Genomic DNA, 13,097 nt, shown 5'->3' with positions numbered 1-13,097 from the left:
GTGCTCAGCCTGGGCGAACGAGATCTGTTTCATCGGGAGGCTCTGTCAGACGGTGGCAGGAAGGTCAGATTCTACCCCACCGGTGCCGATCAGGCAGCTGTGGCGGGATTTATGCAGCGTTTCCTTAATTGTGATGGTGTGAAATATAAATTTGCAGAACGGTATGTGAAGCTTCTCTCAAGCGAGCACCCTGTTCCTGATTGGGTGTATAAAATTCGTGAATGGATTGGGTGAGTTCCTATGTGCCTCTAATGTTTACATAGATAATATATACGTTTGTGCGCGGATGTAATGTTTAGAATGCCTGTGAGTGATGCGTTTGGAGATATTTTATAGTCTGCCTCAGACTATCTACCTTCGATAACCGCCTACAAGGAAACGACATGGAGTGGGATTTCCTGCTGGTGTTCCTACCAGCCTGTTTCGCGCTGAATATGGCATTTGGCCCCAACAATCTGCTGGCGACGACGAATGCGGCTCGCGTCGGGCCGTTGAAGGCCATCATCGCCTCGTCCGGGCGGATCGCTGCGTTCACTCCCATGATTGCCATCGCGGGCGTCGGGCTGGGCACGTTGCTGACGACTTCCATGTGGTTTTTCATCGCCGTGAAATGGGCGGGGGCGCTGTACCTGGCATGGCTCGGGCTCAAGCTGCTGATGAGCAAGCCGCAGTCGGCGATCATCGAGGGCGGGCAGCCCCAGTCGATGCGTTCGCTGATCCGTCAGGAATTTCTGGTGGCGGCCGGCAATCCCAAGGCGATCCTGATTTTCACGGCGTTCCTGCCGCAGTTCGTGGTGCCCGAACACTACGCCTTGAGCTTCACCATCACGGGCGGGCTGTTTCTGGTCATGGAGGTCGTGGCGATCGCGATCTATGCCGTGCTGGGCAGCAAGATCGGCCGCTATCTGCGCAATGGCAAGGCGATGCAGTGGTTCAACCGTGTCAGTGGTGCGTTGATGGTCGTCTTCAGCATCGGTCTGCTGGCGATGAAGCGGCCAACTGGCTGAAATCGTCTCCTGCGGCCTTCCCGGCGTCCGGTCGTGGCGGGATCGGCGCCCGTATGGGGCTTGTCGGGCAGCGTTGCGCCCCGGCTCCGGGCCTGGCGAGAGGCCGCGAGCGCATCTTTTTGGTTTTCGATGAACATAGCTGTTGACTAACACCTGGCGAGAGCGCAGACTGGCCGTCAGTTGGTTAGCAAGTCGCATATTGTCAGTTGCACTCGAATCATTCGGTAGCCTGGTTATATCCCCTTGTTTTACCCACTATCTCGGGTAGCACCCGGCAATCGTAATTACGCGCTAAGCGCATAAGGAATTCGGAACATGGCAACTGGCACAGTTAAGTGGTTCAACGACACTAAAGGCTTTGGCTTCATTTCTCCGGCAGACGGTGGCGACGACCTGTTCGCACACTTCTCCGAGATCCAGGCTGACGGCTTCAAATCTCTGCAGGACGGTCAGGAAGTTTCTTTCGACGTCACTCAGGGCAAGAAAGGTCTTCAGGCTGCTAACATCAAGCCGCTCTAAGACTTCCGGTAGATCCTTCGCCCTAGGGCGATAGAGCTTCCAGCACCAAGGCCCGCTAACGCGGGCCTTGGTGTTTTCGTGTGCGTGAAATGTGGCATACAAATGAAGCGAGCCAGCCGATCACTCGGCTGGCTCGTTGCCGTTGGGTGAGTGCTCGGCTCAGCTCTGGCGGCGCGTTGCGATGCTGCCGAACCGGCGCTTGAACTGCGCGGCGCGACCTTCGGTGCCGACTTCGCGCTGCTTGCCGGTATAGAACGGGTGCGAGGCCGAGGAGATATCGAGCTGGACGAGAGGGTAGGTGTTGCCATCTTCCCATTCGATGGTTTCCGTCGAGCTCATGGTCGAGCCAATCTTGAAGTAGTGGTTGACGCTGGTGTCGTGGAAGATGACCTGACGATAGTCAGGATGGATGCCTGCTTTCATGAGATTCTCCTGTTGATCGATTCAGTAATGTTATTACATAACATATGATGGGGCAAATGGGTTCGTCATCAGCAGCCACGGCCGGACACACTTGTGCGAAACGCAGCGCGATCCGCTATCATCGCGTCTCTTCCAGCAGCCAGATAGCTACCGTTCATGCACAACCTCTACATCCCCGTCATCGCGATTCTGGCGGCTTTTGCCATTATCTTCGGCGGACAGGCCATCTCGGACAGCCGCGTTGATGACGAGATCAAGTCCTTGATTTCAAAGCAACTTGGCGTCGACGGCGAAATCGAGTTACAGGCGATGAAAGAGGTTCAGAAGGGGTATGGCGTGTGCGGCCAGTACCAGGTCGCCGACCAAGGGCAGCGGTTCGTGCCTTTCTACTATAGCAAGGTCAACGAGCGTGTGACGCTGGACGCCGATGCCGAGCGGTATCGGCGTCACTGCGGTAGCTGAGGAAGGATATTCAAATCTGTTGAAAGCGGTCGATGCGTTCGCGAATCGCGCTCTCGGGGCCGATGAGATTCTGGAGATCGGTTTCGGTCAAGCCGATGTTCTGGTGGCCTCGAGCAATCGAGGTGTAGTTTTCCCCTTCGCGGATGGCTTCCTCGACCAGTAGCGACAGTTCCTTGCGATCATGTAGCGAGGCCGGATCGTAGCTCTGGCGCGCACGCTGGAACTGGTTGGCCTGTTCTCTACGACAGCGCTGCAGCAGACTTTCGGTGATGAACGGCGTGCTTTTCATGGACCGTACCCCCTCGGCGGCGAAGTTCCTCTAGAGATTAGAGCCCTTTCGAAGAACGCTACCATTGTCATTTGGGTGTAGATGCGGTGCCGTCTCGGGGGGGGGGGCGAAGGTAGCACCATGGCTCTTCCCGGCGGTGGAAGCGCGGGGGCGGACGGGGCGATTTTAGCAATAACGAATTTGCGGTCCTCGACCAAGGTCGGTAGGGTTTCGCCCTTCATGCCTAACGAACCGATCTGAATATGACCTCCGATAACAACATGCCGACGCCGCGTGGCCGGTTTGGCGATCCCGTGGTTCTGGTGCTGACCATCGGTTTCATCGTCGCCTTCGTGCTGCTTTCGGCAATCTCTCCGGGTGCCGTGACCGATGCCATTGGCGCGGGTTTCACCTGGACAGCGGGAACCTTCGGCAGTTTTTTCCAGTTGCTGCTGCTGTTGACGTTCTTCATCGCCATCGGCGTGGCGCTCTCGCCAGCCGGCCGAGCACGGGTCGGCGGCACGGATCGCCCCGAGATGAGCACGTTCAAGTGGATCTCGATCATCCTGTGCACACTGCTGGCCGGCGGCGGCGTGTTCTTCGCGGCGGGCGAGCCGGTCTACCACTTCGTGGTCACACCGCCTGCCTTCGATAGCGATCCCAACTCCGCAGCTGCCGTGCCCCATGCCCTGGCACAGTCGTTCATGCACTGGGGTTTCCTGGCCTGGGCCGTACTCGGTACGCTGCCGGCCATCGTGCTGGCGCACCAGCATTATCATCGCGGCCTGCCGTTGCAGCCGCGCACGCTGCTGGCGCCGGTGCTTGGCGAGCGTCGTGTTCGCGGCGTGCTGGGCAGCGTTGTCGATGCAGTCTGCGTCATCGCGCTGGTGGCGGGCACGGTCGGGCCGATCGGCTTTCTCGCCACCCAGGTCAGCTTCGGCTTTCACGAGCTCTTCGGCCTGGTGGACGGCTACGGCACCCAGCTGATCATCATGGCCGTGCTGGGCATCATCTACGTGACCTCGGCGGTCACGGGTATCGATCGCGGCATCCAGATCCTCAGCCGCTTCAACGTGATTCTGGCGATGGCTATCGCCGCGGTCATCCTGCTGTTCGGGCCGACCCAGTTTCTGGTCGATGCCTGGTTCCAGGGATTCGGCTCCTATCTGGGCTCGTTCTTCGAGATGGCGTCGATGACCGCCCAGACCGCGCCGGGCTGGTGGATGAAGTGGTGGACGGTGTTCTTCTTTGCCTGGTTCATCGGTTATGCGCCGCTGATGGCGATCTTCGTGGCGCGGATCTCCAAGGGCCGCACCATTCGCGAGATGATCGTCGCGGTGGCGATCCTCGCGCCGCTGGCGACCACGGTGTGGTTCACGCTGCTCGGGGGTTCGGGCATCTTCTATCAGCTTCAGGGCCTCATCGATCTCAGCGAGCCGCTGCAGAATTTCCGTTTCGATGTCGCCACGCTGACGGTGGCCCAGGCGCTGCCGGGTGGGGTGTTCATGGCGCTGGCGATCCTGCTGCTGACCACGATCTTCGTGGCGACCACGGGCGATTCGATGAGCTATGCCATTTCCGTGGTTTGCGCGGGGCATGATGAGCCCAAGCCGGCATTGCGCGCCTTCTGGGGCGTGGCGATGGCGTTGATGGCGGCGATCCTGCTGAAGATGGGCGCCGGCCAGATCAGCGTGCTCCAGCAGTTCATCGTCATCTCGGCGATACCCGTTTCCCTGGTGCTGCTGCCGACCCTGTGGCACGGGCCGAAATCCGCCTACGCGATGGCGCGGGAGCAGGGCCTGCTGGGCGATACGGTGAGCGCCGTTCGGGGCTGACCGCGGCCCCGGTTCGATCGATGCATCGCCCCCGGCAGTCCGTTTGCCGGGGGCGTTTCTCGTTTGCGTGAAAGCGTCTTCGCCGCCGACGATCGATCGATTCGATTTGCCGCCGCACTCGTGTATCTGTAGTGTGGCGCGCTTCATGCCTAAAGAACCCTCCCTTTGATATGACCTCTGACACCAACGTGCCATCGACGCAGGGTGGCCGTTTTGGCGATCCTGTCGTACTTGTTCTGACCATCGGTTTCATCCTGATATTTCTGTCGGCATCGGCGATCGCCCCCGAGACCGTTGCTCAGGTGATCGATGCCGCCTTTACCTGGTCCGCGAAAACCTTCGGCAGTCTTATCCAGCTTCTGATGTTGCTGACGTTTTTCATCGCCATCGGCGTGGCGATCTCTCCGGCCGGGCGGGCGCGGATCGGCTCTCTGGACCGGCCCGACATGAGCACCTTCCGGTGGGTGTCGATCATCCTGTGCACGCTGCTGGCGGGCGGCGGCGTGTTCTTTGCCGCGGGCGAGCCGATCTATCATTTCGTGGTCACGCCGCCGGCGTTCGATTCCCAGCCCGGCACCGCCGATGCCGTGCCGGATGCGCTGGCGCAGGCGTTCTTTCACTGGGGCTTCACCGGCTGGGCGATTCTCGGCACGCTGCCGGTGGCGATCCTGTCGCATCAGCACTACCAGCGCGGCATGCCGCTGCAGCCGAGAACCCTGCTGGCGCCGATGCTGGGCGACCGGCTGGCGCGCGGCGTTCTGGGGGGCGTGGTCGATGCGATCTGCGCCATCGCCGTGACCGCCGGCACGGTGGGGCCGCTGGGCTTTCTGGCGACCCAGGTCAGCTTCGGCCTGCACGATCTGTTCGGCTTTCCGGGCGGCTACGAGGTTCAACTGGCCATCCTGGCCGGGCTGGGGGCGATCTACGTGACCTCTGCGGTGACCGGGATCGATCGCGGCATTCAGTTCCTGAGCCGCATGAACGTGATTCTGGCCATGGTGATCGGTGCGGCCATCCTGCTGTTCGGCCCGACGCAGTTCCTGGTCGACAGCTGGTTCCAGGGCTTCGGCACCTATCTCGGCAGTTTCTTCGAGATGTCGACGATGACCACGGTGACGGCGTCGCCGGACTGGATGAAGTGGTGGACGGTGTTCTTCTTCGCCTGGTTCGTGGGTTTCGCGCCGCCCATGGCGATCTTCGTCACGCGGATTTCCCGAGGCCGCACGATCCGCGAGATGATCATCGCCACCGCCGTGCTGGCGCCGATCGTCACCACGGTCTGGTTCACCCTGCTGGGCGGTTCGGGCATCTTCTACGAGCTCCAGGGCGCGATCGATCTCAGCCAGCCGCTGCAGAACTTCCAGTTCGACGTGGCGACCCTGACGGTGGCCCAGGCGCTGCCGGGCGGCACGTGGATGGCGCTGGCGATCCTGGTGCTGACGACGATTTTCGTCGCCACGACCGGGGATTCGATGAGCTACGCCGTCTCCGTGGTGTGTGCCGGTAACGATGATCCGGGCTCCGCGCTGCGGGCGTTCTGGGGCATTGTCTTCGCGCTGATGGCGGCGATCCTGCTGGGTATGGGGGAAGGGCAGGTCAGCGTGCTGCAGCAGTTCGTAGTGATTCCTGCCGTGCCGGTCGCGCTGGTGCTGATACCGACTCTGTGGCACGGGCCAAAGGCGGCCTACGCGATGGCGAGAGCGCAGGGCGTGCTGGACGACTCACGCAGCGCGCCGGCGCCGCACTGACGCTGTCTCCGCTGCCGGAAAAGACGACGCCCCCGACGGAGAGCCTCCGTCGGGGGCGTTGCGGTCTACTCGGCCGCCATTGGCTCGGCGGCCGGCCTTATACGATCACACGGTTCAGGCCGTGACCGTCTCGGCGGTCGATGACGTCTCGGTCAGGCGGCGCTGGCTGCCGTTGATCGGGATCTGCCGCGGGCGCTGCTCTTCGGGCACGACGCGGAGCAGATCGACGATCAGCAGGCCGTTCTCGAGCCGGGCGCCCTGGACCTCGATATTCTCGTCGAGCCGGAACGACAGCTTGAAGGCGCGCTGGGCGATGCCCTGATGCAGATACTGCACCTTGTCGTCCTCCTGGCGCTCGCCCTTGCCGGCGGTGATCGTCAGCACGCGCTTCTCGACGTTGACGTCGAGCTCCTGCTCGGCGAAGCCCGCCGTGGCCACGGCGATACGGTAGTCGTTCTCGCCATGTTTCTCGACGTTGTACGGCGGGTAGCTGGGCACGTCGTTCTGCATCGCGGACTCGAACAGATCATTGAGACGGTCGAAGCCCACGGAGCGACGGAACAGCGGAGAGAGTGACAGTGTGTTCATGGTACTAACCTCCTGATTGACAGCGAAGTCCGGAAATACGTCATCGATGCGTGCGCCTTGCGCGGTATCCCGCTCGGCGATGTATGGCGATATTTCCGTGGTCTACGCAGACCCGCTTGGCGGCATCTGCCGTCGAGGGGAGTGGCGCATCGACGATGCCGTCCTGAGTTGCCCGCTCGACATTATGTTAAATAGGGCCGTCGAATCCGTTTTCAAGCGGTCGATGCAAAAATTCGTGAAAGCGAATCCGCCAAAAAACCGATAAGGCCCGAAACCGGCGTGGTTGCCGGTCTCGAGCGCTATATGGAGATGCCGGAGCGGGTTTCAAGTGTCCGCTGTCGGCGGGATCTCGGCTCGATTCAGCCGAACAGCTGCCCGGCGATGCGCAGCCCGGCGACCCAGGTCGCGATGGCCGAGCCGAGGCTCGAGAGCAGGAAGACCAGCAGCGTGCGGGCGACTCGGTTGCGCCACCAGCCGCGCCAGTGGCTGACGTCGCTGCGTAGCCGCGAGAAGTCTCCGACGGTGGGGCGGCGCAGGTAGAGCTCGACCCCGGCGGTCACGAAGCCGACGCCGATCGTCGGGTTGAGCGAGGTCAGCGGCGCGCCGACGAAGGCCGCGGCGATCGTCAGCGGGTGGCCCAGCGCGATCAGCGCGCCCAGGGCGGAGAAGCTGCCGTTGATCAGCACCCATTCGCCCACCAGTGACCAGCCGAGGGAGGTGTCGCGGCTGAAGCCGATGGCGAAGCCGGTCAGCACCAGCGCGACGATCACCCAGGGAATCGCTTTCCACCAGCGCGAACGGGGCGCGGTCGACTCCAGGTTGGCACGTTCCTGGATCACGGCATCCAGCGCTGGCGGCTGGCGATTCAGGGTCTCGAGGTGATCCTTCATGCCCTTGAGGTGGCCGGCGCCGATCACCACCAGCACGCGCTTCGATTCGCCGTCGGGCAGTTCCTCGATCAGCTTGAGCGCCATGTAGCGGTCGCGCTCGGTAATCAAGGGTTCGTAGAGCGTCTGGGACTGTTCGGCGAACTCGGCGAAGGTGGATTCGAGCACGTCGCCCTGCTTGAGTTTCTCGATCTCCTCGCTGGAGACCTTCTGCCGCGACAGCACGCTGCCCAGCAGTCCGGAGATCAGGCTGAAGCGCTTGTACCAGGGCACGTTCTGGTAGATGCGCTTGAGGGTGACGCCGATCTCGCGGTCGATCAGGTAGAGCGGCAGCCCCGCTCGCTGGGTCTCCTTGACCGCCGTGCGCATTTCCGCGCCGGGTTCGATCCCGGACTGTTCGGCCACGCGCTGCTGGAAGGCGCCCAGCGCGAGGCTGGCGGCGACCATGCCCGCCTTGCCCTGCTTGAGCACCTGGAACAGATCGAGCTTGGCCATGGCGTTGGGCTGGACCAGGCTCTGGTAGCGGGAGGTGCAGAGTTCGATCGCGACGGCGTCGAATTCGCCGGAGCGAATCAGTTCGCGAACCTCGTCGGCGCTGGCCTGGGAAACGTGGGCGGTGCCCAGAAGCGTCAGGTGGTGATCGGCGAGCTCGGCGGTCTCGCGAGGTCCGGCGGCGGTGTCAGACATCTAGGGGCGTTCCAAGACTGAAAGGACTGAAGGATAGTCGCCCCATATTGCACGTCACGCCGCCAATTCCAAGCCGTTGGCACGGAAAACCCATCCTGGGCACGGAAAACGGCTCGGTGATGGCGGCTCTGGTTTCGGTTGCCGGTCAATCGTTTCCGGCCAGACGTGTTTGGGCGCGGGGCGAACGGCAGGCCGCGGCGGTAAACAGCACGTCGGTGGAGGAGTTGAGCGCGGTCTCGGTGGAGTCCTGGATTACGCTGATGACGAAGCCGATGGCGACGACCTGCATGGCGACGTCCGCCGAGATGCCGAACAGGCTGGCGGCCATCGGGATCAGCAGCAGGGAGCCGCCGGCCACGCCGGAAACGCCGCACGCCGCCAGTGCCGAGACGATGCACAGCAGGAACGCCGTGGCGAAGTCCACGCCGATGCCCAGGGTGTTGGCAGCGGCCAGCGTCATCACGGTGATGGTGATCGCCGCGCCGGACATGTTGATCGTGGCGCCCAGCGGGATCGAGACGGAGTAGGTGTCCGGATGCAGGTCGAGCCGTTCGCACAGCGCCATGTTGACCGGAATGTTAGCCGCGCTGCTGCGGGTGAAGAAGGCAGTGATGGCACTGCCGCGCAGGCAGGCAAAGACCAGCGGGTACGGGTTGCGGCGCGTGTAGAGGAACACGATCAGGGGATTGGTCACCAGCGCCACGAAGACCATGCAGCCGAGCAGCACCGCCAGCAGCTGGGCGTAATCCGCCAGGGCGCTCATGCCGGTCGAGGCGAAGGTGTTGGCGACCAGCCCGAAGATGCCCAGCGGCGCAAGGCGAATCACCCAGCGCACCAGCCCGGAGACCGCATCCGACACGTCGGCCAGCGCCCGGCGCGTGGTGTCGCTGGCGTTACGCAGCAGCAGCCCGAGCCCTACCGCCCAGGCCAGGATGCCGATGAAATTGGCCTCGATCAGCGCGTGGACCGGATTGTCCACCGCGCTCATGGCCAGGTTGCGCAGGATCTCGGCAATGCCGGTCGGCGGCGTGCCATCGGCTCTGGGGGCGTCGATGATCAGCGAGGTCGGAAAGAGAAAACTCGCCGTCACGGCGACCAGTGCGGCAACCAGCGTGCCGATCAGATAGAGCATCAACACCCCGCGCACCTGGGTCGGCTGGCCGCGCTGATGGCTGGCGATGGCCGCCATTACCAGTACGAACACCAGAATCGGCGCGACCGCCTTGAGCGCGCCGATGAAGAGATCGCCCAGAATGGCGAACGATGCGGCGGTCGACGGCGCCAGCGAGGCCAGGATCAGGCCCGCCACGATGCCGATCAGGATCTGGGGAATGAGCCCGATGCGAGGCAGGCGCGAGGAAGCGGTTCGGGTGTCGGAACTGGCGGACATGACTCTCTCTTATGACTCTTGCTTGAGGATACCGAGATGGGATGGCAGCGTAGCCACGAAGGGCGGCATTCTATCATCGCTGCCGGCGCGACACTCGCCGGAAACCCTGCCCGGCGCGCGATCCCTGGTGGCATCGACCAGCGCGGCAGCGGATTGGTGGTGAAAAAACGATGGATTTCGGGGAAACGATGGATTCGAGAAGCGGGGAAATGGATTCGAGAAGAGGGGAGTGAGCGCCGGCCGCTCAGCGACGCCAGAAGGCCGGCGTGAACAGTACCAGAATGGTGAAGATCTCGAGGCGCCCCAGCATCATCGCCAGCACCAGGATCCATTTGGCGGCACTGGGGATGTCGCCGTAATCGGTCGAGACATCACCGAGCCCCGGGCCCAGGTTGTTGAGTGCCGAGCCGATCGCCGACCACGCCGTCACCTGATCGAGCCCGGTGGCGAGCAGGGCCAGCAGCATCACCACGAACAGCATCATGTAGACAGAGAAGAATCCCCACACGGCTTCGGCGACCCCCTCGGAAATGCGCATCTTGCCGACCTTGACGGCGAACACGGCGTTGGGGTGGATCAGGCGGTGAATCTCGCGAATACCCTGTTTCAGGATCAGCAGGATACGAATCACCTTCATGCCACCGCCCGCGGACCCCGAACAGGCGCCGACGAAAGCCGCCATGAACAGCAAGATCGGCAACACGCCGGGCCACAGCGTGAAGTCGGCCACGCTGAAGCCCGAGGTGGTCGCCACCGAGACCGCCTCGAACAGCCCGTGGCGGATGCCGGTGGCGTCGTGATAGGTGCCGGTGGCGAACAGCGTGATGATGGTGATGGCGATCAGCAAGCCCAGGAAGGTCACGAAGAAGCGAAATTCCGGATCGCGGATGTACTGCAGCAGGCGCCGCTCGCGCCACACCGCGAAGTGCAGGCCGAAGCTGACCGAGGAGACGATCATGAAGAATACGCAGATCATCTCGATGGTGGTGCTGTCGAAGTGGCCGATGCTGGCATCGTAGGTGGAGAATCCGCCGACGGCCACAGTGGCGAAGCTGTGGCCGATGGCATCGAACCAGTTCATTCCCGCGGCCCAATAGGCTAGCGCGCAGACCACGGTCAGGATCACGTAGATGTACCACAGCGCCTTGGCCGTCTCGGTGATTCGCGGCGTCAGCTTGGAATCCTTCAGCGGCCCGGGGATCTCGGTCCGGTAGAGCTGCATGCCGCCGATGCCCAGCGTCGGCAGGATCGCCACCGCCAGCACGACGATCCCCATCCCGCCCAGCCACTGGAGCTGCTGGCGGTAGAAGCGAATCGAGGCCGGCAGGTGGTCGATGCCGCTGAGCACCGTGGCACCGGTCGTGGTGAGACCGGAGAACGACTCGAACACGGCGTCGGTGAACGACATCGACGGCGCTGCGGAGACCATAAAGGGGATCGTCCCGAACAGCCCGAGTACGCTCCAGAACAGCACGGTGATGATGAAGCCGTCGCGGGTACGCAGCTCGCGCTTGGCCTTCCGGTTGGGCCAGTAGAGCAGTGCGCCGGTGATGATCGAAATCGCCATGCCGGCGCCGAAGGCGTGCCAGTTGCCATCGTGAAAGATTCGGGCGATGACGATCGGCGGCACCATGGTCAGGCTGAACAGCATCAGCAGTAGACCGACGATGCGGAGGATCACAAGCAAATTCACGACGAGGCGTTCCCGATCGGCTGTGGCGGACAGGGGTGGCGTAGCATGATCGTCATCAGAAGAACGTCAGGCCGACTTGGAATAACCGCTCGACGTCGCGAATGCGGCGCTTGTCGATCACGAACAAAATCAGGTGGTCGCCGGTTTCGATCATGACGTCGTCGTGAGCGATCAGCACCTCCTTGCCGCGCACGATGGCGCCGATGCTGGTCCCGCTGGGCAGGTCGACCTCGCCGATGGTGCGGCCGACCACGCGGGAAGAGCGCTTGTCACCGTGGGCGATGGCCTCGATCGCCTCCGCCGCGCCGCGGCGCAGCGAGTGCACGTTGACGATATCGCCGCGGCGCACGTGGGTGAGCAGACTGCCGATGGTGGTCTGCTGCGGCGAGATCGCGATATCGATCTCACCACCCTGAACCAGGTCCACGTAGGCGGCATTGTTGATCAGGGTCAGCACCTTCTTGGCGCCGAGGCGCTTGGCCAGCATCGACGACATGATGTTGACCTCGTCGTCGTTGGTCAGCGCGCAGTAGATGTCGCAATCCTCGATGTTTTCCTCGAGCATCAGCCGCTTGCTGGTGGCGCTACCGTGCAGCACGACGGTGCGGTCGAGCTTCTCGGAGAGGGTGCCGCAGCGGCCGAGATCGTGCTCGATGATCTTGACCTGGTGCTTGTGCTCCAGCGTTTCCGCCAGGCGCTCGCCGATATTGCCGCCCCCGGCGATCAGCACGCGGCGGAAGTCGCGGTCTACCTTGCGCAGCTCGCCCATCACGGTGCGGATATCGCGCCGCGCGGCGATGAAGAAGACCTCGTCGTCCGCTTCGATGACGGTGTCGCCGGTGGGAATGATCGGCCGGTCGCGGCGGTAGATCGCCGCCACGCGGGTATCGATGTCGGGCATGTGGCGCCGCAGAAAGCCGAGTTCCTGCCCCACCAGCGGGCCGCCGTAGTAGGCCTTGACCGCCACCAGCTGGGCCAGGCCGCCGGCGAAGTCGAGCACCTGCAGCGCGCCGGGGTATTCGATCAGACGGCGGATATGGTCTGTCACCACCTGCTCCGGGCTGATCAGCACGTCCACCGGGATGGCGTCGTTGGAGAACAGGCTCTTGCGCGTCAGGTAGGCCGTCGAACGCACGCGGCCGATCTTGGTCGGCGTGCGGAACAGCGTATGCGCGACCTGGCAGGCGACCATGTTGATCTCGTCGGAGCTGGTCACCGCGATCAGCATGTCGGCATCTTCGCCGCCGGCCTGACGCAGAATGTTGGGGTAGGACGCGGTACCGATCACCGTCCGGATGTCGAGACGGTTCTGCAGTTCGCGCAGCCGCTCCTCGTTGATATCCACGACCGTGATGTCGTTCTCTTCATTGGCCAGATGTTCGGCCAACGTACCGCCGACCTGACCGGCACCCAGAATAATAATTTTCATGCCAAACCATCACGGAAATACGGCGTACCGCCTGCCAGTTTACCCGGCGCCGGGAAATCGGGGCGAACCCCGCCGGGCGCCGAAATCAGCGCGTAGCATAACGAGGTGGACGAACGAATGACAGGGCCGCGGGCGACATCTCGCCAGCGGCCCCGAGCCGT

At 62.9% G+C, this 13,097-nt stretch carries 13 protein-coding genes; 6 read left to right on the top strand and 7 right to left on the bottom strand.

All coding sequences use genetic code 11. From position 1 onward, the window contains the following. From R3F72_RS16640 to R3F72_RS16630, 3 genes are all read left to right on the top strand, one after another. The coding region (locus tag R3F72_RS16640; RefSeq protein WP_332780226.1) for a hypothetical protein at positions 1-234 on the top strand (234 nt) is incomplete at its 5' end. Between the two features lie 149 nt (positions 235-383). Continuing rightward, a complete protein-coding gene (locus R3F72_RS16635) occupies positions 384-1,007 on the top strand; it encodes a LysE family translocator (protein WP_332780225.1) in 624 nt (207 codons plus the stop codon). 315 nt (positions 1,008-1,322) lie between these two features. After that, a complete protein-coding gene (locus R3F72_RS16630) occupies positions 1,323-1,526 on the top strand; it encodes a cold-shock protein (protein ID WP_071229947.1) in 204 nt (67 codons plus the stop codon). A gap of 159 nt (positions 1,527-1,685) precedes the next feature. On the opposite strand, the gene R3F72_RS16625 is transcribed toward R3F72_RS16630, so the two are convergent. Next, entirely contained in the window at positions 1,686-1,949 is a 264-nt protein-coding gene (locus R3F72_RS16625; RefSeq protein ID WP_087719963.1) for a type B 50S ribosomal protein L31, read from the bottom strand. A 156-nt stretch (positions 1,950-2,105) separates the two neighbouring features. Between R3F72_RS16625 and R3F72_RS16620 the strand changes: the two genes are divergently transcribed. Further along, a complete protein-coding gene (locus tag R3F72_RS16620) occupies positions 2,106-2,411 on the top strand; it encodes a hypothetical protein (protein ID WP_332780224.1) in 306 nt (101 codons plus the stop codon). A gap of 10 nt (positions 2,412-2,421) precedes the next feature. Here R3F72_RS16620 and R3F72_RS16615 read toward each other — a convergent pair whose 3' ends face one another. Further along, positions 2,422-2,700, bottom strand: a complete 279-nt coding sequence (locus R3F72_RS16615) for a hypothetical protein (RefSeq protein WP_087719965.1) — start codon at positions 2,698-2,700, stop codon at positions 2,422-2,424. A gap of 242 nt (positions 2,701-2,942) precedes the next feature. On the opposite strand from R3F72_RS16615, the gene R3F72_RS16610 reads away from it, so the two are divergent. Then, positions 2,943-4,514, top strand: a complete 1,572-nt coding sequence (locus R3F72_RS16610) for a BCCT family transporter (RefSeq protein WP_332780223.1) — start codon at positions 2,943-2,945, stop codon at positions 4,512-4,514. Between the two features lie 170 nt (positions 4,515-4,684). After that, entirely contained in the window at positions 4,685-6,262 is a 1,578-nt protein-coding gene (locus R3F72_RS16605; RefSeq protein ID WP_332780222.1) for a BCCT family transporter, read from the top strand. Positions 6,263-6,376: 114 nt separating this feature from the next. Here the strand turns inward: R3F72_RS16605 and R3F72_RS16600 are convergent, their stop codons facing one another. The 5 genes from R3F72_RS16600 to trkA all read right to left on the bottom strand — a co-directional run bounded on the left by R3F72_RS16600 (position 6,377) and on the right by trkA (position 12,936). Next, positions 6,377-6,850, bottom strand: coding sequence for an Hsp20 family protein (locus R3F72_RS16600; RefSeq protein WP_071229941.1), 474 nt, complete (start codon positions 6,848-6,850; stop codon positions 6,377-6,379). Positions 6,851-7,209: 359 nt separating this feature from the next. Continuing rightward, a complete protein-coding gene (locus R3F72_RS16595; protein ID WP_087719970.1) occupies positions 7,210-8,424 on the bottom strand; it encodes a TraB/GumN family protein in 1,215 nt (404 codons plus the stop codon). 145 nt (positions 8,425-8,569) lie between these two features. Beyond that, positions 8,570-9,814, bottom strand: a complete 1,245-nt coding sequence (sstT, locus tag R3F72_RS16590; protein ID WP_332780221.1) for a serine/threonine transporter SstT — start codon at positions 9,812-9,814, stop codon at positions 8,570-8,572. Positions 9,815-10,058: 244 nt separating this feature from the next. Continuing rightward, positions 10,059-11,507 (bottom strand): TrkH family potassium uptake protein, encoded by a 1,449-nt coding sequence (locus R3F72_RS16585; protein ID WP_332780220.1) that lies wholly within the window; start codon positions 11,505-11,507, stop codon positions 10,059-10,061. A 55-nt stretch (positions 11,508-11,562) separates the two neighbouring features. Continuing rightward, on the bottom strand, positions 11,563-12,936 hold the full coding sequence (gene trkA, locus R3F72_RS16580; protein ID WP_071229936.1) for a Trk system potassium transporter TrkA: 1,374 nt from the start codon (positions 12,934-12,936) through the stop codon (positions 11,563-11,565). Positions 12,937-13,097: the final 161 nt, after the last annotated feature.

The sequence above is a fragment of the Salinicola sp. 4072 genome, from assembly GCF_036663415.1.
Classification (GTDB): Bacteria; Pseudomonadota; Gammaproteobacteria; order Pseudomonadales; family Halomonadaceae; genus Salinicola; species Salinicola salarius_A.
Note: the sequence above shows the minus strand (reverse complement) of the source record. Positions and strands in the feature narration are given on the sequence as shown.